Annotated in this window: 24 protein-coding genes and 1 pseudogene; 6 read left to right on the top strand and 19 right to left on the bottom strand. The window is 60.6% G+C overall.

What is annotated here, in order from left to right:
- Nucleotides 1-88: 88 nt before the first annotated feature.
- The 3 genes and pseudogenes from puuE to AC0TNG_RS22825 all read right to left on the bottom strand — a co-directional run bounded on the left by puuE (nt 89) and on the right by AC0TNG_RS22825 (nt 2493).
- Nucleotides 89-1021, bottom strand: coding sequence for an allantoinase PuuE (gene puuE, locus AC0TNG_RS22835; protein ID WP_417927196.1), 933 nt, complete (start codon nt 1019-1021; stop codon nt 89-91).
- A pseudogene (locus tag AC0TNG_RS22830) lies at nt 909-1777 on the bottom strand (aspartate/glutamate racemase family protein); the annotation flags it as partial. The pseudogene AC0TNG_RS22830 and the gene puuE, both read right to left, overlap by 113 nt.
- The gene (locus AC0TNG_RS22825; RefSeq protein WP_417927195.1) at nt 1777-2493 is read right to left on the bottom strand and encodes a GntR family transcriptional regulator; all 717 of its coding nucleotides are present in this window, start codon (nt 2491-2493) and stop codon (nt 1777-1779) included. The gene AC0TNG_RS22825 and the pseudogene AC0TNG_RS22830, both read right to left, overlap by 1 nt.
- 144 nt (nt 2494-2637) lie before the next feature.
- Between AC0TNG_RS22825 and AC0TNG_RS22820 the strand changes: the two genes are divergently transcribed.
- The gene (locus AC0TNG_RS22820; protein ID WP_008499855.1) at nt 2638-4134 is read left to right on the top strand and encodes an NCS1 family nucleobase:cation symporter-1; all 1497 of its coding nucleotides are present in this window, start codon (nt 2638-2640) and stop codon (nt 4132-4134) included.
- A gap of 99 nt (nt 4135-4233) precedes the next feature.
- The gene (gene guaD / locus AC0TNG_RS22815) at nt 4234-5553 is read left to right on the top strand and encodes a guanine deaminase (RefSeq protein WP_417927194.1); all 1320 of its coding nucleotides are present in this window, start codon (nt 4234-4236) and stop codon (nt 5551-5553) included.
- Here the strand turns inward: guaD and uraH are convergent.
- Nucleotides 5533-5856 carry a hydroxyisourate hydrolase gene (gene uraH, locus AC0TNG_RS22810; protein ID WP_048989885.1) on the bottom strand — a complete coding sequence of 108 codons (324 nt, stop codon included), beginning with the start codon at nt 5854-5856 and terminating at the stop codon, nt 5533-5535. The two genes, guaD and uraH, sit on opposite strands and share 21 nt — an antisense overlap.
- Nucleotides 5853-6347, bottom strand: coding sequence for a 2-oxo-4-hydroxy-4-carboxy-5-ureidoimidazoline decarboxylase (gene uraD, locus AC0TNG_RS22805; protein WP_473702354.1), 495 nt, complete (start codon nt 6345-6347; stop codon nt 5853-5855). Before uraD ends, uraH begins: the two co-directional genes overlap by 4 nt.
- Nucleotides 6348-6586: 239 nt before the next feature.
- Between uraD and hpxO the strand changes: the two genes are divergently transcribed.
- From hpxO to AC0TNG_RS22790, 3 genes are read left to right on the top strand one after another with little or no spacing between them, the layout of a single operon-like run.
- Nucleotides 6587-7741, top strand: coding sequence for an FAD-dependent urate hydroxylase HpxO (hpxO, locus tag AC0TNG_RS22800; protein WP_420278030.1), 1155 nt, complete (start codon nt 6587-6589; stop codon nt 7739-7741).
- A gap of 14 nt (nt 7742-7755) precedes the next feature.
- The gene (hpxD, locus tag AC0TNG_RS22795) at nt 7756-8793 is read left to right on the top strand and encodes a molybdenum cofactor-independent xanthine hydroxylase subunit HpxD (protein ID WP_473713130.1); all 1038 of its coding nucleotides are present in this window, start codon (nt 7756-7758) and stop codon (nt 8791-8793) included.
- Between the two features lie 11 nt (nt 8794-8804).
- The gene (locus AC0TNG_RS22790) at nt 8805-9740 is read left to right on the top strand and encodes a PDR/VanB family oxidoreductase (RefSeq protein ID WP_473713129.1); all 936 of its coding nucleotides are present in this window, start codon (nt 8805-8807) and stop codon (nt 9738-9740) included.
- A gap of 140 nt (nt 9741-9880) precedes the next feature.
- Here AC0TNG_RS22790 and AC0TNG_RS22785 read toward each other — a convergent pair whose 3' ends face one another.
- Genes AC0TNG_RS22785 through AC0TNG_RS22775 form a run of 3 tightly spaced genes read right to left on the bottom strand, consistent with a single transcriptional unit; the run spans nt 9881 to nt 14200 of the window.
- Nucleotides 9881-11071 carry a glycoside hydrolase family 88 protein gene (locus AC0TNG_RS22785; RefSeq protein ID WP_024908237.1) on the bottom strand — a complete coding sequence of 397 codons (1191 nt, stop codon included), beginning with the start codon at nt 11069-11071 and terminating at the stop codon, nt 9881-9883.
- Nucleotides 11072-11084: 13 nt separating this feature from the next.
- Nucleotides 11085-12365, bottom strand: a complete 1281-nt coding sequence (locus AC0TNG_RS22780) for an oligosaccharide MFS transporter (RefSeq protein WP_417927190.1) — start codon at nt 12363-12365, stop codon at nt 11085-11087.
- Nucleotides 12362-14200: a DUF2264 domain-containing protein gene (locus tag AC0TNG_RS22775; RefSeq protein WP_417927189.1), complete on the bottom strand. Its 1839-nt coding sequence runs from the start codon at nt 14198-14200 to the stop codon at nt 12362-12364. Before AC0TNG_RS22775 ends, AC0TNG_RS22780 begins: the two co-directional genes overlap by 4 nt.
- A 228-nt stretch (nt 14201-14428) precedes the next feature.
- Between AC0TNG_RS22775 and AC0TNG_RS22770 the strand changes: the two genes are divergently transcribed.
- The gene (locus AC0TNG_RS22770) at nt 14429-15286 is read left to right on the top strand and encodes a helix-turn-helix domain-containing protein (protein ID WP_473713128.1); all 858 of its coding nucleotides are present in this window, start codon (nt 14429-14431) and stop codon (nt 15284-15286) included.
- 72 nt (nt 15287-15358) lie between these two features.
- On the opposite strand, the gene cobT is transcribed toward AC0TNG_RS22770, so the two are convergent.
- Genes cobT through cbiK form a run of 11 tightly spaced genes read right to left on the bottom strand, consistent with a single transcriptional unit; the run spans nt 15359 to nt 23870 of the window.
- Nucleotides 15359-16414: a nicotinate-nucleotide--dimethylbenzimidazole phosphoribosyltransferase gene (gene cobT, locus AC0TNG_RS22765; RefSeq protein WP_090417441.1), complete on the bottom strand. Its 1056-nt coding sequence runs from the start codon at nt 16412-16414 to the stop codon at nt 15359-15361.
- Nucleotides 16415-16425: 11 nt separating this feature from the next.
- Nucleotides 16426-17034: an alpha-ribazole phosphatase gene (gene cobC, locus AC0TNG_RS22760; RefSeq protein ID WP_061715597.1), complete on the bottom strand. Its 609-nt coding sequence runs from the start codon at nt 17032-17034 to the stop codon at nt 16426-16428.
- A gap of 3 nt (nt 17035-17037) precedes the next feature.
- The gene (cobS, locus tag AC0TNG_RS22755; RefSeq protein WP_473713127.1) at nt 17038-17796 is read right to left on the bottom strand and encodes an adenosylcobinamide-GDP ribazoletransferase; all 759 of its coding nucleotides are present in this window, start codon (nt 17794-17796) and stop codon (nt 17038-17040) included.
- Nucleotides 17787-18338 (bottom strand): bifunctional adenosylcobinamide kinase/adenosylcobinamide-phosphate guanylyltransferase, encoded by a 552-nt coding sequence (gene cobU, locus AC0TNG_RS22750; protein WP_024908230.1) that lies wholly within the window; start codon nt 18336-18338, stop codon nt 17787-17789. The genes cobS and cobU overlap by 10 nt, the downstream gene beginning before the upstream one ends.
- Nucleotides 18335-19858 carry a cobyric acid synthase gene (locus AC0TNG_RS22745; RefSeq protein ID WP_316498442.1) on the bottom strand — a complete coding sequence of 508 codons (1524 nt, stop codon included), beginning with the start codon at nt 19856-19858 and terminating at the stop codon, nt 18335-18337. The genes cobU and AC0TNG_RS22745 overlap by 4 nt, the downstream gene beginning before the upstream one ends.
- Nucleotides 19855-20673, bottom strand: a complete 819-nt coding sequence (locus AC0TNG_RS22740; RefSeq protein ID WP_473713126.1) for an energy-coupling factor ABC transporter ATP-binding protein — start codon at nt 20671-20673, stop codon at nt 19855-19857. The genes AC0TNG_RS22745 and AC0TNG_RS22740 overlap by 4 nt, the downstream gene beginning before the upstream one ends.
- Nucleotides 20674-20684: 11 nt before the next feature.
- Nucleotides 20685-21362, bottom strand: a complete 678-nt coding sequence (locus AC0TNG_RS22735; protein WP_024908227.1) for an energy-coupling factor ABC transporter transmembrane protein — start codon at nt 21360-21362, stop codon at nt 20685-20687.
- Nucleotides 21349-21630 carry an energy-coupling factor ABC transporter substrate-binding protein gene (locus AC0TNG_RS22730; protein WP_024908226.1) on the bottom strand — a complete coding sequence of 94 codons (282 nt, stop codon included), beginning with the start codon at nt 21628-21630 and terminating at the stop codon, nt 21349-21351. The genes AC0TNG_RS22735 and AC0TNG_RS22730 overlap by 14 nt, the downstream gene beginning before the upstream one ends.
- A gap of 1 nt (nt 21631) precedes the next feature.
- Nucleotides 21632-22369, bottom strand: coding sequence for a cobalt ECF transporter S component CbiM (cbiM, locus tag AC0TNG_RS22725; RefSeq protein WP_048989904.1), 738 nt, complete (start codon nt 22367-22369; stop codon nt 21632-21634).
- Nucleotides 22366-23079 carry a cobalt-factor II C(20)-methyltransferase gene (locus AC0TNG_RS22720; RefSeq protein ID WP_024908224.1) on the bottom strand — a complete coding sequence of 238 codons (714 nt, stop codon included), beginning with the start codon at nt 23077-23079 and terminating at the stop codon, nt 22366-22368. The genes cbiM and AC0TNG_RS22720 overlap by 4 nt, the downstream gene beginning before the upstream one ends.
- Entirely contained in the window at nt 23076-23870 is a 795-nt protein-coding gene (gene cbiK, locus AC0TNG_RS22715) for a sirohydrochlorin cobaltochelatase (protein WP_032649053.1), read from the bottom strand. The genes AC0TNG_RS22720 and cbiK overlap by 4 nt, the downstream gene beginning before the upstream one ends.
- Nucleotides 23871-23876: the final 6 nt, after the last annotated feature.

Raw genomic sequence — 23876 nt, 5'->3', positions numbered from 1 at the left:
CGCTTACCGGGCCTACGATGTCCCGTATGCCCTGTGGGCCCTGTAGGCCGGGTAAGGCGCAGCCGCCACCCGGCAAAACACGGCTCAATTACTTCTGAAACGGATGCACCTCCCGCCAGTGGTCTGCAATCTGCTGGCGGGTACAGACCCACACCCGCTCGTGCTGCTGCACATAATCCAGGAACCGCTGCAGCGCGCGAAAACGCCCCGGTCGCCCCAGCAGGCGGCAGTGCATGCCGATGGACATCATCTTCGGCGCGCTTTCCCCCTCTTCGTACAGCACGTCAAAACTGTCCTTCAGATAAGTATAAAACTGCTCGGCGGTGTTAAACCCCTGCGCGGTGGCGAAGCGCATGTCGTTCGCATCCAGCGTATAGGGCACAATCAGGTGCGGTTTGCGGGCGCCGTCGCCGCAGGCCACTTCCGTCCAGAAGGGCAAATCGTCGCCGTAGTAGTCGCTGTCGTAGTCGAAGCCGCCGTGCTCCACCACCAGCTGGCGGGTGTTGGGGCTGTCGCGCCCGGTGTACCAGCCCGTTGGCGGCTTGCCAAACAGGTCGGTCAGAACATGCACCGCCTTGTGCAGGTGTTCGCGCTCCTGGCTGATGTCCATATTCTGGTAGTGGATCCAGCGCCAGCCGTGGCTGACCACGTCGTAATCCGCGGCTTTGATTGCCTCGACTATCTCCGGATGACGCGCCAGCGCCATCGCCACGCCGAAGACCGTCAGCGGCAGGCCGCGTTTCTCAAATTCATTGTGGATCCGCCAGAACCCGGCGCGGCTGCCGTATTCGTAGAGGGAGTCCATCGACATGTGTCTGTCCGGGTAGCTGGCCGCGCCGATGATGTCCGACAGGAACTGCTCGGAACCGGCATCGCCGTGCAGAACGTGGTTTTCCGCCCCTTCTTCGTAATTGAGCACAAACTGCACGGCGATGCGCGCCTGATTCGGCCACCGCGCGTGCGGCGGGTTGCCCGCGTAGCCGCGCAGATCCCGCGGATAATCCTGTTCGAAAAGCCCCATTGCCACCCCCAAAAATTAAAATGAATTCAATGCCTGAAAATGCCCGCTTAACGCTTTGTTCTCCGGGAACGCCAGATCCCCGTGCTTGCTGGTCGACAGCCCCAGCGCCACCAGCGATTCCACCATCTTCACCGCCGCGCTGACGCCGTCGATCACCGGCACGCGCAGCTCACGGGTCAGCTCCTGCGCCAGCATCGCCATGCCGCCGCAGCCCAGCACGATGGCGCCACAGCCATCCTCTTTCAGCGCCTGTATACAGCGCGCGCGCACTTTCTCCTGCGCCAGACCGCTGCCGTCTTCCAGCGCCAGCACCGGAAGGTCGATGGCGTGCAGCGCCGCACAATGGTCCTGAAAGCCATACTGGTGCAGCAGATGACGGGCAATGATCAGCGTGCGCGGAAGCGTGGTGACCACCGAAAAGCGCGTCGCGACCAGCGTCGCCATATGCATGGCGGCTTCGGCGATGCCGATTACCGGCCCCTGCGCCAGCTCGCGCGCCGCCAGCAGGCCCGGATCGCCAAAGCAGGCGATCACGTGACCGTCCACGCCCTGCTCCCTGCCTTTTTTGATCTGCTCCAGGACACCAACGGCGGCGATGGCCTCATCAAAGTGGCCTTCTATCGACGGCACGCCCGCGCTCGGGCAGACCGCGAGGATCTCCGTTCCCGGTGCCGCCACCGCACGGGCTGCCGCGCCGATGGTTTCCGTCATCGCGAGGCTGGTGTTGGGGTTGATCACTTGTATACAGACAGACATTACGACTCCTTGTGGCCGGCAAACAGCCGGGCAAAATCAGGCAGGCACTCGCCCGCCCGCTCGAAGCAGAGGCTGGCGACGATATGTTCAAAATGGTGCATTAAGGCATCGCTGAGCGGCTCAAGCGCCTTCTGGCGCAGCAGATCCACCAGCTGCTCGTGATCGTTGCAGCGGCAGCCCTGACGCCACGGCGCTCCCCAGGTGGCAATCACCAGCGAAGAACGCTGGCTCAGGCTGGTCACCATCTCAGTGAGCACCTGGTTGCCGGAGATGGCCTGCAGCTGAATGTGGAAATTGGCGGAGTGGCGAATCGCCGCCGGGCCGTCATAGGCCTCGTGCGCCTGCTGCTCCTGGCGAATAATGGCCTCCAGCGCGACAAGATGCGGCGGCTGGCAGTGCGCCAGCACGTCCGGCAGGTTGGCGACCTCCAGCAGGGCGCGGGTGCGGAAGATGTGCCTCGCCTCTTCCACCGTCGGGCTGGCAACGTGTGCACCACGCTTGGGCGTCAGGGTGACCATTTGCACAGCGGCGAGTCGTTGAAGCACCTTGCGGATGCCCGTGCGGCTCACGCCAAAGACCTCGGCCAGCGCCTCTTCCGGCAGTTTGCTCCCCGGCAGCAGCTGGTGTTCGACAATTGCGGTCATCAGCGCCTGAAAGATCGATTCGTCTTTGTCATGCAGGTCTGGCGCGGTCTGCAGGGCGTTTATGTTGTTCATCTACCACTCCGAATTTTACTTTCCGTTATCGAATCGTATACATAAAAATAAAATATTGCATACAAGATTTATTATTTTGGCCTGGATCCTGCAACACCGTTTGCACTCCCACTCAACGGGTTTTCATTCACAGGAGCAGGTTTCATGCCAAACAGTCAAAACGCGCAGCAGGGTACGGCCGCTGATTCCGGTGCGGTTTACAGCCCACGTCTTTGCAATGAGGATCTGGCACCGACGCGTGACCAGAACTGGAGCTGGTACAACATCTTTTCGTTCTGGATGTCGGACGTTCACAGCATGGGGGGTTATGTTGTCGCCGCGAGCTTCTTTACGCTCGGGCTGGCAAGCTGGCAGGTGCTGCTCTGCCTGCTGGTGGGGATTTGCATCGTGCAGCTGTGCGCCAACCTGGTGGCCAAACCGAGCCAGATGGCGGGCGTACCCTATGCGGTGATCAGCCGTCAGGCGTTTGGCGTCTTCGGGGCCAATATTCCAGCGGTGATCCGCGGGCTTATCGCCTTTGCGTGGTACGGCATTCAGACCTATCTCGCCGCCAACGCGCTGATGCTGGTGGCGCTGAAGTTCTGGCCGTCGCTCTCTTCGCTCACTACCGGCGCGTTCCTGGGCCTGTCGCATCTGGGCTGGATCTGCTTTGCCATTATGTGGGTCCTGCAGGCGATGGTCTTCTGGCACGGCATGAGCGCCATCAAGCGCTTTATTGATATCGCCGGCCCGGCGGTCTATGTGGTGATGCTGGCCCTCGCCGGCTGGATTGTATACAAGACCGGCTTTGACGGGATCTCCTTCACCCTTGCCAGCAAATCCCTGAGCGCGGGCGAGCAGACCTGGCAGATGATCACCGCGACCGCGCTGGTGGTCTCCTACTTCTCCGGCCCGCTGCTCAACTTTGGCGACTTCTCCCGCTACGGCAAAAGCATGGGCGAGATCCGCCGCGGCAACCGCTGGGGCCTGCCGTTTAACTTCCTGCTGTTCTCCATCGTCACCGTGGTGATTGTGTCCGGCACCCAGTCGCTGTTTGGCCGCATGATCACCGACCCGATTGAGACCGTCAGCCGCGTGGGCAACGATCTGGCCGTGGCGATTGGCCTGCTGACGATGATCACCGCCACCATCGGGATCAACATCGTGGCGAACTTCGTCTCCCCGGCGTTTGATTTCTCGAACTGCTCGCCGCAGAAGATCAGCTTCCGCACCGGGGGCATGATTGCCGCCGTCGGCTCGATCCTGCTCACCCCGTGGAACCTGTTCAACTCGCCGGAACTTATCCACTACACCCTGGACGTGCTCGGGGCGTTTATCGGCCCGCTGTTCGGCATTCTGATTGCCGACTTCTACCTGATTAAACGCGGCAAGGTGTCGGTCGACGATCTGTTCGACGACACGCCAAAGGGCAAATACTGGTACCGCAACGGCTTTAACCCGAAAGCCATTGGGGCGCTGATCCCGTCCGTTGCCGTGGGCCTGGTCATTAGCTTTATTCCGGCCCTGCATGAGGTGGCGAACTTCAGCTGGTTTATTGGCGTCTTCCTCGGCGGCGTGACCTACCGCTGGCTGGCGCGGGAAGAGCGCGAAACGGCAGGCGCGACGTCGTTCGGTTCCCGCGTGGCGACGCAAAAAGAGTAACCCCTCCCTCCGGCCGCAGCGTATCTGCGGCCCGTTCATTCTGGCACCGTTCTTGCTGAGCCTTCTTACCCCCGCTACGCAAACACGAAGGCAGGAACCATGATGGAATACCAGACTGCGATACGCGGTGCTTTTTTTGATATTGCCCGGGTCTGCGACAGCGCAGACGCCATTGCCCAACACGCGCGCTACCTTGAGGACGGCCTGCTGTTTATCCAGAACGGAAAAATTCTGGCACAGATGCCGTGGCATGAGGGCGAGCAGTATCTTGACCCGCACAAAGGCTATACCGACCTGCGCGGCAGGCTGCTGCTGCCCGGTTTTGTTGACACCCACGTCCACTATCCGCAAACGGAGATGATCGGCGCCTTTGGCGAACAGCTGCTGGAGTGGCTGACCACCTACACCTTCCCGGTGGAGAGCCAGTTTTCCGATGAGGCCTACGCGAAAGAGATCGCCGAATTTTTCATACAGCAGCTGGTGAGCAACGGCACCACCACCGCGCTGGTGTTTTGCACGCTGCATCCGGAATCGGTCGAGGCGCTGTTTACCGAGGCCCTGCGCCTGAACATGCGCCTTATCGCCGGAAAGGTGATGATGGACAGACACACGCCGGACTACCTGAGCGAAGACGCGAAGCAGAGCTACCGACAGACGCGGGCGCTGATCCAGCGCTGGCATCACCGTGGACGCCTGGGCTACGCCATTACGCCGCGCTTTGCCCCGACCTCATCCCCCGAGCTGCTTGCGGCGGTCAGCCTGCTCAGAGAGGAGTTTCCGGACACCTGGATGCAGACCCACCTGAGCGAAAACCCCAACGAAGTGGCCTGGGTAAGCGACCTCTGGCCGGAGCACGAGCGCTATCTGGACGTGTATCACCACTACGGCCTGACCGGCGAGCGCAGCGTGTTTGCCCACGCGATTCACCTTCACCACAGCGAGTGGCAGTGCCTGCATGACACCGGTTCGGCGGTGGCGTTTTGCCCCACCTCGAACCTGTTTCTCGGCAGCGGGCTGTTTCGCCTGCCCGCCTGCTGGCAGCACAGGGTGCGGATGGGCATCGGCACCGACGTCGGTGCAGGCACCACCTTCAGCATGCTGCGCACCCTGGGGGAAGCCTACAAGGTGGGCCAGCTTCAGAGCTACCGCCTGCGCGCCAGCGAGGCGTTTTATCACGCCACGCTGGGCGGCGCGCACGCCCTCCGGCTGGACGATAAGATTGGCAACTTCGCGCCCGGCAAAGAGGCGGATTTCGTGGTTATCGATCCTGACGTAACGCCGCTGCAGCGCCTGCGCAATCGCCGCTGTCAGAATATCTACGAGCAGCTCTTTGTGCTGATGACCCTGGGCGACGAGCGCAACATCAGTGAGACCTGGGTCAACGGCGAGCGGGTGTGGTCAACTGCCCCGGTAGGTTGACCACCCGCCGGGCGCAATCACAAACGGCAGATGGAAATGCTCGTCTGCCGTTTCTCCCGTCACAAAATCAATTTGCGCACAGGGGTAGAGCGTGTCGCGACCGGTTTCGCGAAACCACGCGCCGATCTCCGCCACCAGTTGGTAACGGCCCGCGGGCAGAGAGGGAACGAACGCGGCGATGCGCCCCTGGGCGTTGGTCACCCCCGTGGCCAGCGTCTTCCCGCCCTGTTGCAGATGAACCGTTACGCCCTCTGCGGGTTTGCCCGTCGAAATATCAAGAATATGGGTGCTGAGTGTGCTCATTCGCTAATGACTCCTTCCAGCCGTAGCAGCGTAATTTCCCGCAGCTGTTCCAGCGCGGCACGGATTTCCTGCGCGTCGCTGTTTTCCAGCCTCGCGTGCAGGGCCTGTAATATCTCCTCGCCGCTGCGGCCCTTCGCGCGGATCAGAAAGACGCGCCCAAAGCGGGCCTCGTAGCGGGCATTGCCTTCACGCAGCGCCTGCGCAAGGGCGGCATCGCGATCGTTCACCGCTCCCTGCTCCTGCCGCGACAGCGCCGCCTGCGCGCCCGCGGGCTTTTCCCCGATGCGCGGATGGGCGCTCAATGCTTGCGTTAATGCCGCTTCGTCCCAGCGTTGCGCCAGGGCCTGCGCCGCAATGAACAAGGCTTCCCGGCTCGAATAAGGCCGTCCGTCAACCAATGCGTCGGCCCAGCCGGGTATCGCCACGCAGGGCTGAAGCAGCGTAAGAGCGTCTTTCTCAGGAAGCTGATTGAAGTCGTGCAGTGCGATCATAGGTTCTCCTTGATTATCCTCCTTCAGGTTATTGCACAAACCACGCCACTCTTGAGGCAGATGTGAAACAGTCGATTCCGGATGGCTGACCAGGAAATTTTTGATTCAAAAAAAGGCACGCTCACCGCGTTTGCGCACCTTAGCAGTGCAAACCTCTCACTCACAACGCCGTTTTCGCCACTCTGCAGCCTGGTACGCAAATTGCTGAATGTCTTTACACCCTGCAAAAGGAGAGAAGCATGAGAGCAATCGTTATTGGTGCGGGTATTGGCGGCCTGAGCGCCGCCGTCGCGCTGAAAAAAGCGGGCATCGACTGTACCGTATTTGAAGCCGTAAAGGAGATCAGGCCCGTCGGGGCGGCCATCTCCATCTGGCCTAACGGCGTGAAATGCATGCAGCACCTCGGCATGGGCGACATCATCGAGACCTACGGCGGACCGATGCGTTTTATGGCGTATAAGGATTACCGGCGCGGCGATACCCTGACCCGCTTTAGCCTTGCTCCGCTGGTTGAGCGTACCGGCGGGCGTCCCTGCCCCGTCTCGCGCGCTGAGCTTCAGCGCGAAATGCTGGACTTCTGGGGGCGCGACAAAGTGCAGTTCGGCAAGCGCGTCGAACGCGTCCATGAAGACGACTCGGGCGTGAGTGTGACCTTCACCGACGGCACCACGGCATCCGGCGATTTCCTGATTGCCGCCGACGGCAGCCACTCGGCGGTTCGCCCGTACGTGCTGGGGTATACCCCCGAGCGCCGCTACGCGGGCTACGTGAACTGGAACGGGCTGGTGAAGATTGACGAAGAGATCGCCCCGGCGCACCAGTGGACCACCTTCGTTGGCGAAGGCAAACGCGTGTCGCTGATGCCCGTCTCCGGCGGGCGCTTCTACTTCTTTTTTGACGTGCCGCTCCCTGCGGGCCTGGCGGAGGATCGCACCACCCTGCGCGCAGACCTCACGGGCTACTTCCGCGGCTGGGCGCCGCCGGTGCAGAGGCTTATCGCCGCGCTGGATCCTGACACCACCAATCGCATTGAGATCCACGACATCGAGCCGTTCGACAGCCTGGTGCGCGGCAACGTCGCGCTGCTCGGCGATGCCGCTCACAGCACCACGCCGGATATCGGCCAGGGCGGCTGCGCAGCGATGGAAGACGCCGTGGTGCTAGGGGAATGCCTGCGTGAAAACCACAGCATCACGCTGGCGCTGCGGCAGTACGAGGCGCTGCGCTGCGACCGGGTGCGCGACCTGGTGCTGAAGGCGCGTAAGCGCTGCGACGTCACCCACGGGAAAGACATGGCGTTGACGCAGGCCTGGTATCAGGAGCTTCGAGAGGAGACCGGAGAGCGCATCATCAACGGTCTGTGCGAGACCATTCAGGGCGGCCCGTTAGGCTGAACGTAAGAGGGATAATGATGAAAAGAGAACCGACTCCACCCGCCCACTGCACGTTTGAGCCAGAGGACTGGCTGCGCCTGGCGAAATGCTGGCATCCGGTCGCGCGCGCCTGCGACGTCGGTCCGGCGCCGGTCAAGGCGACGCTGCTGGATGAACAGCTGGTGATTTACCGGATTAACGACCAGGTCGTGGTCGCCCGTGACGTCTGCCCGCACCGCGGCGTGCCGCTGACGCTCGGCTTTCACGACGAGCACGGAATCGTCTGCCCCTACCACGGCCTCCGCTTTGGGGAGGACGGGCGCTGCAACCGCATTCCCTCCAGCCCCGACCAGCCCGTTCCGGCGAAGCTCAACCTGATTAACTACGCCGTGGAGGAGCGGTTCGGGCTTATCTGGACCTGCCTGGCCTTTGATCCGGAAAACCCCGTGCCGCTGCCCGCCATGCCGCACTGGGATGACGACGGATTTCAGCAGATTAACTGCCCGGCGTTTGAGGTGAATGGCTTTGCCGGGCGACAGGTGGAGGGGTTTCTGGACGTGGCGCACTTTGCGTGGATCCACACCGATACCTTTGCCGATCCCAATAATCAGCTTGTACCCACCTATCAGCCGCAGGAGACGCCGTTCGGCTTCGTGGCGGATTACTGGAGCTCCGTGAGCAACTATCCCGCCAGTTCCCCCGTACAGGCGCCAGAAGGCTTCCAGTGGTTACGCCATTTTGAAATGCATCTGCCGTTCACCGCCACCCTGACGATTCATTTTCCGGGAGAATCGAGACTGGTCATTATGAACGCCGCGTCGCCCGTGTCGTCGCGCGTGACCCGCATGTTCGCCCCTATCGCCCGCAATTTTGATCTGCATATTCCGGTGGAGGACGTGCATGCCTTCAATCTGCGCATCTTCGAAGAAGATCGTCTGATGGTGGAAACCCAGCGCCCGGAAAGCCTGCCGCTGGACCTGACCCTGGAAGCCCATATTCCCGCCGATAAAAGCTCAATTGCCTACCGTCGGGGACTGAAGAAGATGGGCTTTGGCGAATTTTTCCTGGTATGACGGAGGCCGATATGCTGAGCGTAATTGTTGACGGGCTGTGGCGCGAGGGCGACAAAAGCCTCGCCGTCAGGCTGGTGGCTGAAGACGGCGAAGCGCTGTCGCCGTGGCAGCCCGGCGCGCACATTGATGTCCACCTGCCCTGCGGCGTGATGCGCCAGTATTCCCTGACCGGGGCCTGTGAGGAAGAGAGCTATCTGATCTGCGTGGGGCGGGAACCCGCCTCCCGCGGCGGGTCGCGCTACGTTCACGAGACGCTGCGTCCCGGGCAGAAGCTGCTAATTTCAGCCCCACGCAATCTGTTTCCGCTGGTTCAGGCAGAACGAGTTTTATTGCTGGCGGCGGGGATTGGCATTACGCCGCTGTATGCGATGGCCCTGCAGCTGAAGGCCGCCGGCACGTCGTTTTCGCTGCACTATTACGTCAGGAAGCGCGAAAGCGCGGCGTTTGCGCGCGAACTTTCGCAGTGCGGTGAGTGCATCATTCATACTATCAGCCCGCGCACAGCGCTGGCAGAGCATCTCCCCATGCCTGAAGCGGGTTTGCGAGCCTGGGTCTGCGGACCTGCGGGGTTTATGGAAAAAGTGCGTGAAGTCGCCAAGGCGAAGGGATGGGATGACGCCCATCTTCACAGCGAGGCGTTTCAGCCCGCCGCCCCTGCCGCAGGCGGTGTCGCGGGCGAGATCTTTACGGTCAAGCTGGCCTCCACCGGGGAGCGCTGGCCGGTGCCTGCGGACAAAACCATTGCCCAGGTGCTGCAGGCAAACGGCGTGGACGTTCCGCTGTCCTGCGAAATGGGGATCTGCGGCGCCTGCCTGACGCCGGTGATTGACGGCGTGGTGGATCACCGGGATAGCGTGCAGTCGGAGGCGGAAAAAAGCGCAGCGGACCAGCAGGTGGCGCTGTGCTGTTCGCGGAGCCATTCGGGAGAGCTGGTGATCGGGCTGTAAACCGTCTGCACACGCTTTCTTGCCGGGTGGCGCTGCGCTTACCCGGCCTACAATCCGTAACAATATCAATATATTGCACTATTCATTGTAGGCCCGTGCAAGCGTAGCGCCGGCGGGCGAAACGCACAAGCGCTTAAGGATTACCAGTACGGGTGCCAAATCTGTCGCAGCCGCGCCAGCAGCTCAAGATAGAAATAGTCCCCCCAGCTACAGCACTGATCGACCCCCTTACCGCTGCCCATATGATAAACCGAGTGCTGCAGTAGCCCTTCAGTCGGATCGTCGTCATGAGCAAGGTAGTTATCGGTCAGCGACAGCGCGATACGCAGCGCCATCTCTTCATAATATGCACGGTTTGCGTCGAGCGTCGGCAGCGCCTTAACCAGCTCCAGCAGGCCACAGGCGGCAATCGCCGCCGCTGAACTGTCGCGCACGGCGTCGGTACCGAGCAGCGCCAGATCCCAGTGGCAAACATCATCTTCCGGCAGACGGTTGAGGAAGTAATGCGCCAGGCTGCGCGACAGCTCAACCATCTGCTTATCGCCGGTGTGCTGATAGCTGAGCAGGAAGCCGTAAATGCCCCATGCCTGGCCGCGCGACCAGCACGAGGTATCGCTGTAGCCCTGATGGGTGTTGCCAAAGCGCGGCTCGCCCGTTTGCACGTCCATATAGTAAGTGTGATAGGTCGAGGCATCTTCACGCACGATATAGGCCGCGGCCTGTCCTGCGTGCGCCGTCGCCGCCTGCGCATAGCGCGGATCCCCGGTCTGTTCGCTGGCCCAGTACAGCAGCGGCAGGTTCATATTGCAGTCGATGATCATTCTCCCCTGCTGCTCCGGGTCGTTTAAATCACCCCACGCCTGAATAATGTTGGCCGTCGGGTTAAAACGCTCCATCAGGTGCTCGGCAGCCAGCAGCGCCGACTGACGAGCGGCTTCGTTGCCGGTGAGCCGCCAGGCGCTGATGCAGGAGAGCGAATAGAGGAACCCGAGATCGTGCGTGGCGGTGTCGATGCGCTGCTCAATACGCCGGGCGAACGACGGTAAATAGCGCTCGGCAGCTTTGCGATAGTGCGCTTTGCCGGTCATCTCCCACGCCAGCCACAGCTGGCCAGGCCAGAAGCTGGTGGTCCACTCCACGTTATCGGTGCGCGGCCAGACCCCCTTCTCACAGGCCTCTCCGGGGAACTTATCGCCGAAGGCAACAATATTTTTGTCGAGCTTGCGCGTGACGCGGGTTAACGCCGCCTCCAGCTTCTGGCTCAGTGCCAGGCGATCGACCTGATGCAGTTCGATTGGCCGCAGCGCTTCGGTGATAACAGATTTGGTCATAACAACTCCTGAATTAATGTTTGGCCGGTTCAACCGGGGCGGTATCTAAAGCCGGAGCAAAGGATCGTGAGTCATCGCGCGTCGACTGGCAGCGCGACAGCGTAAAGGCGGAAATCAGCGTAAATACCAGGGCGCAGCAGCCCATCAGCAGATAGGTATGCTCAAAGCCAATCCTGTCGTACAGATAGCCGGCAGGTGGGGCGACCACAATCGAACCCACGTAAATCATCGCCTGGTAGCCCAGCAGGTACATCGTGGCGTTAACCCGACGATGGAAATGCTCCGCGATGTATTTGAAGACCGAGATGAGCAGCAGCGCGATCTCGACGCCATAAAACGGTTTGATGATGGAGATAACAATCGGGTCGCTGGTCAGCCCGGAGGCGATCAGCCGCGCTCCGACCACACAGCCGCAGAACAGCAGGCCGCGCTTGGCGCCGTAGTGATTCACCAGCCACGGGATAAACATCATCATCACGAATTCCATCCCCGACTGGACGGTACTCAGGTAGCCGTACCAGGCATTCCCCTGCTCTTTGGTGGAGAAGAACGACACGAAGTAGCGCGGGAACTGCTGTTCGGCGATAAACATCATCCACGCCACCCCGGCGACGTAGAGGCTGAACATCCAGAATTTGCGGTTTTTCAGGAGCATCAGCACGTCGGCGAAGACGATCTTATTTGCGGAAATAACGCTGTTATTGCGCAGCTGCTCGTCGCCGATTTTGAGGCTAATCAGCACCAGCAGCATCAGTACCGAGGTCCCGCTGCTAAGCAGAAAGTTGGCCAGCGGGGTGACGTTAAACAACAGCCCGGAGACCGACGCCGCCATCGCCCAGCCCAGTGAACCCCACATTCTGATGCGGCCAAACTCCAGCCCGTACAGGCGGCTAAAGCGGTCGGCGTAAGATTCAGACGCCGCCACGCCGGCGTACCAGCCCAGGCTCAGATACAGCGCGCCGATGATAATCCCCGCCATCGCATGGCTTTGCAGCAGCGGCTGGTACACCAGCGCGAAGAATGGCGCCATCAGCGCGGAAATGGCGCAGACAAAATAGAGCAGCCACTTGCTCATGCCGATTTTGTCCATGATGTAGCCGTACACCGGCTTCAGAACCACCGCGAAGACGCCGTTGATGGCGAACACGCTGCCGATGGTGACGCTATCGAGGCCCACTTTCTGGCTCAGCCACAGGGCGTACAGGCCAAAGCTGGATGACCACGTGAAGAAGTAAAGGAAAATAAAGGTACTCATTTTGTACTGCGCGGCGCGTACGGACGATGATGTGCTCATAGCGATGCCTCCGAAGCCAGAACGAGCGTCGTTTCTTGTCGTGCCGTCACGAAGCGTACCGCGTCATCGCTAATGAAGGCCTGCGGGCAATGTTGCGGTTCGAAGTCGGCGGCATTTCCCGCCCACACCGCGCTGATTAACATATGCGTGCCGGGGTCAAGCTCGCCGCGCAGCACCGGCACCGCCGCGCGCTCGGCGAACAGCAGATTACTGTTTGGCGGCGTCACCACCGTCTCGCCGCGGCGAGCGTGCGGATGTAAACAGAAAATGGAGGAGACATCCCGGGCACTGCGTAACCAGCAGGCACCGTTACTCTCGTGTACCTGCGGCTGCGGGCGGTTCGCCAGGCTAAAGCCACCCTCCGCGCAGTCCAGCGCGCGCCGGGTATTGATGCGATGGACGCGTAGCTGCCAGTCGCCCAGCGCCAGCAGCCAGCTCTCAATCTCCACGTCGCGCCACGGCAGCCAGCGGCTGTAAATGGTGCCGTCAGCGGTGACCACGTGCTGGCATTCGCGGCGGCCACGCCAGTAGTTATCCTTTTCGGCCAGCAGCAGCATCGAATCGGGCGAGGCATGGTTCAGGCCGTAGCGCCCGCGTTCGATGGTGAAGCCAAAGCGGGTGGAATAGGCAAATTTGCAGTATTTCGCTTCGGTGTTCACGAAGTTGTTCAGCTCCAGCTGGCCGGACGTCAGCATCCACAGGTGATCGTCCTGATGCACCACCACCTGATCCGCGTGGGCTATCGTGTGCTGCGCGGGCAGCGGCGGCAGCGGCAGCTCGGCCGCCTGCCAGAAAGCATCGCCCTCATCTAATGCCAGCACCAGCAGGGTCTTCAGGCCCCAGTACGGCGACCCCGGCGCGTTGTAGTCTTCCGCCATCGCCAGATTCGGGTAGCTGTAACCGACGCTCAGCACGCCGTCGCGGTCGAATATCGGCTGCTTTAGCCACCAGCGCAGATGACGCAGAACGATGCCCTTAATCGCGCCGGGCGAAAAGACCTCCAGCCCGGCGAAGGCCGCCGCACTCCAGAACGCCGCCTCGGCAAAGCGGTAGGTCAGGCTACGGCCAAACGGGATCGCCGCGCCGTCTTCGGCAAAGAAATGGATGAAGTCAGAGGAGAAACGCGCGGCCCGGTCACGCAGCGTTGCACAGCGCTGTGGATCGACCCCGGCCATGAGCTTCGCGTAAATCAGGCCATAGAAATGGAAGCCCATCGAGATGTAATAGTCGCGCGGCCGTCCCGGACCATCGGCGTACCAGCCATCGCCGAGGTAGTAGTGCTCCATGGCAGCAAAATGATCTTCCAGCGCCTGGGGGTTGGTCGGCATGCCGCAATAATGGAAGCCGACCTGCACCAGAATCGGGAAGAAGTGCCAGTTGTTATCGGGGATTTCCCGGGTCTCGCACTGCTTTAGCCAGCGCCATAAATTCTCTTTCTCCGTCTCGGTGAAGTGTGCCAGTACGGTTTCACCCGCCAGCGCCAGCAGCAGCCCGTAGGCCGCCATCTCGACGATTCGCTGATCGTAAGGCCCGACGTCGCCCCAGTAATCGGCATGCTGCGGATCGGTGCCGTTTTTTATCGCCTGTAAATAGAATGAGAAGTGCTGCGGCTCGCTGCCGCCAGCCAACAGCGGCGTCACGCCCCACAGCAGGCGGGAAAACGTTTCCATGTTCGCCACCTGCTGGCCGTAGTGAGCGGTAAAGTTCGCTAAATCAATGCGGCTGGCGTCTTTTTTAAACCAGGGCGACACCGCGTTCAGCATGTCGTTAACCAGCCGTAGCACCTCTTCCCGGCTTGTCAGTGGGTTATCCAGATGAATATTTTCAGGTTGCACAGGGTCCTCCCGCATTACACGAGGGTAGAGATAAGTTATTGTTATTAGGCTTTTTAAAGCCACGAGTGCGACGTCTGAATGAAGAGTAACTGCTTTTATTCCCGGCGCTGAGTGAGCAGAATCACAAAATTAAACCGCCATTTCATTTTTGCTGGATTTTGTCGAACGCGAGGGGGATAAATTACAAATGATGGCCTAAAAATTTAAATCTGTTGTCCTGGAGGTAATATGGGTGAAACGCAGCTGCTGGAACGAATTACGCTCGATCGGCAGGCCATTTCTTTTAACCGCATGTCCACCACCAGCGCGATTTACTACCACTGGCATCAATGCGTTGAATTGCTCTATATATCCAGCGGCTACGGCATCGTGGTGGTGGATAATCAGCACTACACCGCCCGTCCGGGGCGATTATTTATCTTCCCGCCCTTCCGTTTGCACAAAGTGCAGGTCGATCATAGCGATAAGAATCCCTATCACCGCACCACCATGCACATTGAGCAATCGGTGGTCGAAAGTGCGCTCGGCGCCTTCCCGCGCCATCAGGCCCGGTTCGCCGCGCTGGCCGCCAGCAATCTTCCGGCGCAAATCTACGATCTCAGCGAGCACGCAGCGTTTATCGAAAGGATCCTAGAACAGTTTCAGCGCCTGGAGGGCAACGAGCAGACCGAGGCCTGCGAGGTGGCCTTTCTGATGATGCAGCTCATGACGTTTCTGCCCGAGCAGCCGCAACCCTACCCGCCGCGCCAGCAGACCGTCGCCTCGCGGATTATGAGCTGGGTCGAAGCCCACTATGCCAGCAAGTTTTCGCTCGACCAGCTAGCGCACGACCTGGGGCTTTCGCGCAGCTATACCTCACGCATTTTTCGCCAGCAGACCGGCGGTAGCATCCACGAATATTTGCTGACCCGGCGGATAAAAAGCAGCTGCGAGCTGTTGCGGTACAGCGATGAGCCAATTGACGCTATTGCGCTGGCAGTCGGGTTTAGCGAGGTGACCTATTTCATTACCTGCTTTAAAAAGATGATGCGTCAGACGCCGCTGCAGTATCGACGTCGTATCCGCTGCACCAGAATGCCCTGTTAGGGGGGGGTTGACCGCTGGCCCAAAGCTGGACGCTTTCCGGCGTCCAGCCTGGCTGGGGTTTTTGCCTTTCCGTCATGCCGGAACGGGCAACTCAATGCCGCTTTGCGCCAGTTGCCCCATCTCGCAGTACATTGCGCAGGCCGCGCTGACGATAGACATTGCCAGCGCGGCACCGCTCCCTTCGCCAAGACGCATGTCAAGATGGATAAATGGCGCCAGCCCAAGGTGCTCCAGCGCGCGCCTGGCCCCCTTTTCGGCGGAAAAATGAGAGGGAATACAGTAGTTCTTCACTTCTGGCGCAATCTGACAGGCGGCGATGGCGGCGGCATACGAGAGAAAACCGTCTAACACCACGGGCAGTCCGCATGCGCCAGCGCCCAATATCACCCCGGTCATGCCCACCAGGTCATAGCCGCCGACTTTGGCCAGCACATCAACCGCATCGCGCGCATCCGGCTGGTTTATGCGTATCGCCTGCCGGACTATGGTTTCCTTATGCTGCACCCGGTCCTGCGGCAAATTGGCCCCAATCCCCACCACATCATGCGGATCGCTGTCGGTCAGCACGCTGATGATTGCCGAGGCCGGCGTCGTATTGGCAATACCCAGCTCGCCTACGCCAAAGACGGAGATCCCCCCCTGCGCGCGTTTTTTAACGAGGCTGGCACTCGCCAGCAGCAGGTGCTCGGCATCCTGACGGCTCATCGCCGGTCCCTGAGCGATATTCCCGCAGCCGCGCGAGAGTTTAAGGCTGAGCATATTGTCGATAGGCTCGCCGTCAATACCGATGTCAACGGGCAGTACCGACGTCTGGCTATTGCGGGCCAGCACGCACACTCCGGTCAACCCCTTTTGCATATTGACGGCCTGAAGCCAGGTCACCACTTTCGGCGTCACGGCCACGCCTTCATCAAACACGCCATGGTCGGCGCACATGACGATAATCTCTTTTTGCAGATTATCGAGCCTGTCGATGCCCCACATTCCCGAAAGCTGTATTGCCAGACTTTCCAGCCGACCCAGGCTGTTTGTCGGCTTTATTAAGCCATCAACATGCCTTGAGGCCGCCTGAATCTTCTGTTTATCAAGCGGTCTGATGGCCGCCGCCAGCGCCTTCACTGTCCCCATCCTCATCACCCTCACTCTTCTGTTTGCCAAACGCTTCTGCCATTAAATACCCGTAACACCCAATGCCCGCCCCGATTTTCAACGACCGTGTAGGCATCGTGACTGAACGGGAAATGCCACATCGCCGCCACGGGCATCCCTAACCAGGTTGCCAGCAGCAGGCTCAGCACGCCCTGATGCGCCACAATGAGCATGTCTTCGCGCTGCTGCAGCTGACTCATCTCATCCGCCGCCGCCCTGACGCGCGCGGCGAAATGCGGGAAGGCTTCGCCGCCGTCTGGCGTTGCGTTTTGCCAGTCATCCATCCAGTGCTGCCACGACGCGGGACTTTCTTTTTCGATGTCGCTGAAGTGACGCATTTCCCATTCGCCAAAATCCAGCTCGTTAAGCCGCGCATCGACGTGGACATCATGGGCTGTCGGCACGATAAGCCGCGCCGTTTGCTGCGAACGCTGCAGCGCGCTGACGCGCGCGTGCCCGAACGCGACCCCGGACAGGTACCCGGCAACCAGCTGGCTTTGGGCAATGCCCTGCGGTGAGAGCGCCAGATCGGTACTCCCGTAAAATACGCCGCTGATGTTAGCGGCTGTTTGACCGTGACGAACCAGAAAAAGACGCATACATCAGACCCACAGTAGCGACAGCAGGAAGACCATTTCACCGATCTCCTCCATCGCGCCCAGGGTATCCCCCGTCAGCCCGTTCAGTCGGCGGCTTAAAAAGGTCTTTACCGCGTTGACGACAATCCAGGTGATGACGCTGGCGATAAGCCCGTGCGCCCCGGCCAATAGCCCCACGAGCGCCACGCCGATGCAGAGGGTGATGACCGTCTCTTTGCCGCTGATATGGCCAAGATAGGCGTTTGCCATTCCAGCCCCTTCGCGCGCATAGCGCTGCCGGTACATGGCCAACACCATTGCCGTTCGCCCGACGATCGGCGCGCAGACCAGCAGCGCAAACAGGGTATTAACCGGAAGGTGGGCCAGGGAAATTACCGCAGCGACTTTGATAAGGATGCAGAATACGATGGCCAGACCGCCGTAGGTTCCCAACCGGCTGTCGCGCATAATCTCCAGCATCCGTTCGCGGGTGCGGGCAGAAAAGACGCCATCGCAGGTGTCCGCCAGACCGTCCAGATGAAACCCGCCGGTCAGCAGCACCAGCGCCAGAACCCAGGCGACCGCGCCGATAGAGATCCCCCCGCCGGTCTGGCTCACCGCCAGATAGCCCAGGGCAGCCAGCACGCCAACGATCAGGCCCACTACCGGGAACCAGGGGACGCCACGGCCATACTGCGAAAATTCAACGCCGTCGCTCCACTTTTGCGGCACCGGAATGCGGGTAATGAATCCCAGCGTCGCCCACAACATTTTTAACGGCATTTAATCTTTACTCCAATTCCCGAGACAACCAGCCACACTTCCTGCGCCGCCTGCGCCAGCCTTTGGTTCGCGCGCCCGGCAATATCGACAAAATGACGCGCCAGCCGATTCTCTGGCGTGATGCTCATGCCCAGCTCATTGGTCACAATATAAACCGGCGCCGCCGACTGCTGGCAGGCCGCAATCAGGTCGTCCACCTGCTGTTGCAGCACCGCCTCAAGCGCGGAAAAATCGAGGGTCTCCGGCGACGCGCCGCCGCTGGCGTCATAGAGCAGGTTTGACAGCAGGGTGGTGACGCATTCCAGAACCACACCTTCGCCCGGCTGCACCTGGTGGCGAATCACGTCGCCCAGATCGCGATACCCTTCCCAGGTTCGCCAGTGCGCAGGACGCTGGGCGCGGTGCTTGTCAACGCGCAGCGCCATCTCTTCATCGGTAATCACCGACGTCGCGATATACAGCACGCGCTCGCACTGCTGCGCCGCCAGCTGTTCGACGTGCGCACTTTTCCCGCTGCGCGCGCCTCCGGTGACCAAAATCATGCGCCTTCCTCCTGATGCTCCCGCATTATTTGATAGATCTTTTTAATATCAATATGTTCTCTCATCGCGCTCGCCAGGATATCAAACTGTTGCGCTTTCCAGGCGGCGTAATCTACCGCAACGTCTAAGGGCGCCAGTCCTTTGCGCTGGCGCAAGCCGTCCACCATCGCGCGCGTGAAGGCATCATTATCGAATAGCCCGTGGAGATAGGTCCCTATCACCTGCCCGTCAGCGCTGATGGCACCGTCCGCGATGCGCTCGCCCTCTTTTTCCAGAAACAGCGCCGGGCTACCGTCGGATGTCAGTTGGGTCTCTCCCATATGGATCTCGTAGCCCTGCACCTTAATGCCCGCTGCCGACTTAAGCCACGCCGGGAGCGCCGACGCCATCTGCGCCGAGACCTGCGTCGTGGTTTTTCGCTGCGCGAAGCGGGTCACGGTATGGAGTAGACCCAGCCCCGGCTGGGTTCCCAGCCCCGACTCCACCTCATCAATGATGGTGTCGCCAAGCATCTGGTAGCCGCCGCAAATGCCCATGACGGGCACGTTCTGCTGGTGGGACTGGAGCACCGCGTGCGCCATGCCGCTTTCCCGCAGCCAGGCCAGATCGCCAAGCGTATTTTTACTGCCGGGGAGAATCACGAGATCGGCCCCCGCCAGCTCCTGGGGATAACGGACATAGCGCACGCGAACATCGGGCTGCGCCGCCAGGGCGTTAAAATCGGTGAAGTTGGAGATATGCGGTACCTGCACCACGGCAATGTCGATATCGCGCTGGGCGGTTCGCAGGTATTTTCCCTTTTGCAGCGCCACGCCGTCTTCATCTTCCAGATCCACATCCAGCCATGGCATCACGCCCAGCACCGGCACGCCGGTCAGGTTTTCTATCTGCTCAATACCCGAGTAAAGCAGCGCAACATCGCCACGAAATTTATTGATGATGACCCCTTTCACCCGCGCCCGCTCGCGATCGTGCAAAAGCGCCAGCGTGCCGTAGATGGCGGCAAACACGCCGCCTCTGTCAATGTCCGCCACGAGGATCACCGGGCACTGCGCCATTTCGGCCATCCCCATGTTGACGATATCGCGATCGCGCAGGTTAATCTCCGCCGGGCTGCCCGCGCCTTCCAGCACCACCACGTCATACTCTCCGGCCAGGCTGTTATAGACGTCGCGGATCTGCTCCCGCAGGCGCGGTTTGTACTCGTGGTAGCTGACCGCGTCCATATCGGTTGCCACCTGCCCCATCAGCACCACCTGCGCTTTACGATCGCTGGTCGGTTTTAACAGCACCGGATTCATCCGTACGTCCGGCGTTATCCCCGCCGCCTGAGCCTGAAATATCTGCGCGCGGCCCATCTCTTTTCCCTCCGGCGTAATACCGGAGTTGAGCGCCATATTCTGCGACTTAAACGGTGCGGTACGCAGGCCATCCTGATAAAAAATCCGGCACAGCCCCGCCACCAGGACGCTTTTACCCACGTCAGAAGCGGTGCCCTGCAACATAATTGCCTGCGTCATGAGACCTCCTTCATTGCGTTTTTTTGTCGCATACGGCTGAAAAATTCATCTTCAGTTTTACATAACGGCAGGCCAAGCTGCGCGTGCAGCTTGACGAGCCAGGGCTGCGTTAATCCGGCCCGTTCAATCAGTTCGCCGCGGGCAAAAACCTCACCCGGCGCGCCGTGCGCCAGCACTTCTCCCTGACGCAGCACGTAAACGGCATCGCTCACTTCGTAAATCAGGTCAATATCATGACTGGAGATCACCACGTGGTTCCCCTGCGCCACAATGCGCCTGATGATCTCGATCATCTGCGTGCGTCCTGAAGGATCAAGCCCGGCCGTGGGCTCGTCCAGCAGAAGATAGCGGGCGCCCAGCACCAGCGCCCCGGCAATGGCGACGCGCTTCTTTTGCCCGTGGCTCAGGCACTGGATCGGCTGCTGGCGAAAACGCTGCGCGTCAACCAGCGTCAGCGCATCGTCGACGCGCCGTGCAATCTCCGGTTCCGCCACGCCCAGATTGCGCAGGCTGAAGGCGATGTCGCTATCAATATCGGTATAAAAGATCTGCTGATCGGGATCCTGAAACACCGTTGCCACCTGCTGACGGAGCGCCAGCAGTCCGCGCTTGCTGTAGTCCAGCGGCTTCCCCTGCCACAGCACCGCACCCTGCTGCGGCTTCAGCAGGCCGCTCAGGTTCATAAATAACGTCGACTTTCCGCAGCCGTTAGCTCCGACCAGCCCGGTGACCGGATGGGTCGAAAAATCCAGCGTCAGCCCTTTGAGCACCTGCGCCTCCTGATAGCGAAACCAGAGATCGGCGGTGGTAAGCATGGTGCGATTCCTTACAGGGGAAAATCACCCTGGTAGAGTTTAATATCCAGCGTGGTCGCCATCTGCTGATAGCGAATCAGCACCCGGGTAAACAGCAAACCAACCAGCATCGCCAGCGAGCGATAGCCCTTTGGCAGGCTACGATAGCCAAAACGCAGCGTCTGCGCGCGGTGAATTGCCAGCGCTTCGTCTAACAGAATAAAAATAAAGCGCCAGGTCAGCAGGATCTGCTCGGTAAGCAGGCGCGGCACGCGCGCCCGCTTAAGCAGCACAATCAGCTGCGGAAACGGCAGGTTCAGCACCAGCCAGAAGGTCGCCGCCAGCGCGGCAAGGCTGCGCCAGAAGGTTTCATTGGCGGCAGTCAGCCCGGACGCGGTTATCCCCAGCCAGTAGTGCCCCACCGGGACGCCTGCCGCCAGCGTGTTCGGGTCACGGGTGACGCTAAAGAGGATCGTCAGCACGCCGACCAGCAGAAAGCCAAACGGCAGCGCCATCCAGCGGCACCAGCGCCAGAAGGTCATCCGCAGCAGCCAGCAGGTCAGTCCCGCCGTCAACGCCAGGACGATCCCCTGCCCCAGCGGCGGCAGCGCAAACGCCAGCGTCATCAGCGCCAGCCAGAGCAGAAACTTGCGTTCCGGCGCAACGTGAGCCCAGCGGCTCTGATAGCTTAGCCTGTCAAGCCCGGTCATCACGGCGCTGTCTGCCTTTGGTGTAGCCCAAAATATAGAAAATCACCGCTGCGCCAATGGAGCCCTGGAGCGTAAACAGCAGGCTTTCAATTTCGCCGCTGGCGGGTTCATAGAGCGGCGTGAACCACGGCGTGTAATGCGGCGCCACAACCTGAATTTGATTTTCGGCTTCACCATCCGAGCCGCCAAACTCCCCCCCGTGATCGATAAAAAATGGCAGTACGATCAGAGCAAGCACCATCGCCAACAGCATCAGCGTCTTTTTCATCTCAGTGTCCTTGTGCGGTAATCAGCTGACGTTTGGTCAACTGGTCATAAATCATGACGGTTAACAGTCCCTCCGCGATGGCGATGGGGATCTGCGTCAGGCAGAAAATGCCCATGAATTTCACAATCGAGCCCGCGGCACCCGTCGCCGGGTCCGGGAACGCCGCGCCAAGCTGGACTGAGGTGACAAAATAGGTCACCAGATCCGCCAGCATCGCGCACAAAAATACCCCGACATCACGACGGAGCCCGGCACGGCAGGCCATTTTCCACACCATGTACCCGACAACCGGCCCAATCACCGCCATCGACATGCCGTTCGCGCCAAGCGTGGTTAACCCGCCGTGCGCCAGCAGCAGCGCCTGAAACAGCAGCACGATGGCGCCGAGAATGGCGACGACGCCCGGCCCGAACAGAATCACGGCGAGCCCCACGCCGGTCGGATGCGAGCAACTGCCGGTCACCGAGGGGATCTTCAGCGCCGACAGCACGAAAATAAACGCCCCGCACAGCGCCAGCAGGACTTTCTGGTGGCTATCCTCCTGCACGATACGGCGCAGGCGCACCAGTCCATACCACAGACACGGTAAGAAGATCAGCCACCACGCCAGCGCCCACATGGGCGGTAAAAAGCCTTCCATGATGTGCATCGCGAACGCCTGCTCCGGCACCACCATCAGCAATAGCGCCGCCGCCAGGCCACTTAATGACAGCTGTTTAAGCTGTTGTTCGAGTTTCATTGCGCATACTCCCACTGTTTGTTGACCAGAATGGTCGAGAAATAGGGTAACGGCTGGTCGTCAGCAACCTCATCCAGATGCCGCCAGCACTGCTCGCCGGGGAGCGTGGCTTCTGACATCATCAGCGCGCAGTTCAGCAGCCCGGCCTGCGTCAGCAGCGCTTTGATGCGCGCAAACCGGCCATAGACCTTCATCAGCACCAGGCTGTCGTGCTGCTGCAGCGCCTGCGCAATCTCCGCTTCCGGCGCGGTGCATGCGATCACCGCCAGCGACTGCTGTTCCATCGCCAGCGGCGTTTTGGACCGCGCGGCAATCGCGGCAAACGACGTCACGCCGGGCACAATCTCCAGCCAGTCCGGGCTGCCGATGCGCTGAAGTAAGAACACCCAGGTACTGAACAGCATCGCGTCGCCCAGGGTGATAAAGCCAACCTGTTTTCCATCGTTCACCTCCGTCACTAACGCGTCGGCCACCGCATCCCACACCGCCTCCTTTTCAGCGCTGTCGGCGCTCATGGGAAAGTGGCAGCAGCGGATTTCAGTCTGCTCACCGACATATTCACGAACGATAGAAAGCGCCAGACTGTCGCCCCCTTTTCGTCCCGCCGGGGCGTAGAGAATATCCAGCGAACCGAGGATCCGTGAGGCGCGCACGGTGATAAGGTCCGACGCGCCCGGCCCGGTACTGAGGGCGTACAGTTTGCCGCTCATGCTGCCTCCTCCATCGCCACGCTCAGCGCCTGCTGTAAATGGGCGACGAACATCGCGCGCACCGCCGGGTTTTCGCCCAACCCGCTCAGCCACGGCGTTGCCGGGATCCCGGCAGCGTTAAACAGCGTCTTCCAGGAGTCCTCGTCATCAGAGGCCATATCGTTAATGGCGTGATCGCCCGCCACCAGCATCAGCGGCATCAGATGCACGGCGGTGACGCCTTGTTTACAGAGGCTCTCAATCAGGATGTCGACTTCCGGATAGCTCTCCACCGCGCCGACGCGGGCCGGGAAGCCCTGGGCCATCATCATGTGGTCGAGACAGGCATAGGCCGCAAAGGCGTGATGGCTGGCGCCGTGGCCCATAAATACCACTTTTTCCGTGGCCCCAAGCGTCGGCATCTGCTGTTGTAAGGCGCACATTAGCTGCGCGTAATCGTCGTGGCTGCTCAACAGCGGTACCCCCAGCGTCAGGCGGGTAAAGAGCGGGCGCAGGCTCTGCACTTCACGGACGATTTTCTCGTACTCATCGCCGTTGATGATGTGCAGGGACTGGATCGCCACGTCCTGATATCCCTGAGCCGCAAGCTTTTTCAGCGCCTGCAGCGGCGTATCGATCTCAATGCCGTCACGCTGTTTGAGCTTGCGAATGATCATCCCGGAGGTGAATGCCCGAAACAGCTCGCGGTCAGGGCAGCTTTCCGCCAGCGCACGCTCGCAGGCCACAATGTTTTTCTCGCAGGTATCGTGGTAGCTGGTACCAAAGCTGACCACCAGAAGCGCCTTTTTCATCTCTAA

Source organism: Enterobacter sp. PL_is514, from assembly GCF_055816715.1.
The sequence above is the reverse complement of the archived record's forward strand: the minus strand, read 5'-3'. Positions and strand labels throughout refer to the sequence as shown.

Excerpts from the sequence above, each read along its gene's own strand:
- hpxO (WP_420278030.1), top strand. The coding sequence starts at position 6,587 with ATGAGAGCAATCGTTATTGGTGCGGGTATTGGCGGCCTGAGCGCCGCC.
- cbiK (WP_032649053.1), bottom strand. The coding sequence starts at position 23,870 with ATGAAAAAGGCGCTTCTGGTGGTCAGCTTTGGTACCAGCTACCACGAT.
- puuE (WP_417927196.1), bottom strand. The coding sequence starts at position 1,021 with ATGGGGCTTTTCGAACAGGATTATCCGCGGGATCTGCGCGGCTACGCG.
- AC0TNG_RS22730 (WP_024908226.1), bottom strand. The coding sequence starts at position 21,630 with ATGAAAAAGACGCTGATGCTGTTGGCGATGGTGCTTGCTCTGATCGTA.
- AC0TNG_RS22740 (WP_473713126.1), bottom strand. The coding sequence starts at position 20,673 with ATGCTTACCACCGCCGATCTCTGGTTTCGCTATCAGGAGGCGCAGGTG.
- guaD (WP_417927194.1), top strand. The coding sequence starts at position 4,234 with ATGATGGAATACCAGACTGCGATACGCGGTGCTTTTTTTGATATTGCC.
- AC0TNG_RS22825 (WP_417927195.1), bottom strand. The coding sequence starts at position 2,493 with ATGAACAACATAAACGCCCTGCAGACCGCGCCAGACCTGCATGACAAA.
- AC0TNG_RS22720 (WP_024908224.1), bottom strand. The coding sequence starts at position 23,079 with ATGAGCGGCAAACTGTACGCCCTCAGTACCGGGCCGGGCGCGTCGGAC.
- AC0TNG_RS22785 (WP_024908237.1), bottom strand. The coding sequence starts at position 11,071 with ATGACCAAATCTGTTATCACCGAAGCGCTGCGGCCAATCGAACTGCAT.
- AC0TNG_RS22745 (WP_316498442.1), bottom strand. The coding sequence starts at position 19,858 with ATGACGCAGGCAATTATGTTGCAGGGCACCGCTTCTGACGTGGGTAAA.
- cobT (WP_090417441.1), bottom strand. The coding sequence starts at position 16,414 with ATGGGGACAGTGAAGGCGCTGGCGGCGGCCATCAGACCGCTTGATAAA.
- hpxD (WP_473713130.1), top strand. The coding sequence starts at position 7,756 with ATGATGAAAAGAGAACCGACTCCACCCGCCCACTGCACGTTTGAGCCA.
- cbiM (WP_048989904.1), bottom strand. The coding sequence starts at position 22,369 with ATGAAACTCGAACAACAGCTTAAACAGCTGTCATTAAGTGGCCTGGCG.
- AC0TNG_RS22790 (WP_473713129.1), top strand. The coding sequence starts at position 8,805 with ATGCTGAGCGTAATTGTTGACGGGCTGTGGCGCGAGGGCGACAAAAGC.
- cobC (WP_061715597.1), bottom strand. The coding sequence starts at position 17,034 with ATGCGTCTTTTTCTGGTTCGTCACGGTCAAACAGCCGCTAACATCAGC.
- cobS (WP_473713127.1), bottom strand. The coding sequence starts at position 17,796 with ATGCCGTTAAAAATGTTGTGGGCGACGCTGGGATTCATTACCCGCATT.
- AC0TNG_RS22735 (WP_024908227.1), bottom strand. The coding sequence starts at position 21,362 with ATGACCGGGCTTGACAGGCTAAGCTATCAGAGCCGCTGGGCTCACGTT.
- cobU (WP_024908230.1), bottom strand. The coding sequence starts at position 18,338 with ATGATTTTGGTCACCGGAGGCGCGCGCAGCGGGAAAAGTGCGCACGTC.
- AC0TNG_RS22770 (WP_473713128.1), top strand. The coding sequence starts at position 14,429 with ATGGGTGAAACGCAGCTGCTGGAACGAATTACGCTCGATCGGCAGGCC.
- AC0TNG_RS22820 (WP_008499855.1), top strand. The coding sequence starts at position 2,638 with ATGCCAAACAGTCAAAACGCGCAGCAGGGTACGGCCGCTGATTCCGGT.
- uraH (WP_048989885.1), bottom strand. The coding sequence starts at position 5,856 with ATGAGCACACTCAGCACCCATATTCTTGATATTTCGACGGGCAAACCC.
- uraD (WP_473702354.1), bottom strand. The coding sequence starts at position 6,347 with ATGATCGCACTGCACGACTTCAATCAGCTTCCTGAGAAAGACGCTCTT.
- AC0TNG_RS22780 (WP_417927190.1), bottom strand. The coding sequence starts at position 12,365 with ATGAGCACATCATCGTCCGTACGCGCCGCGCAGTACAAAATGAGTACC.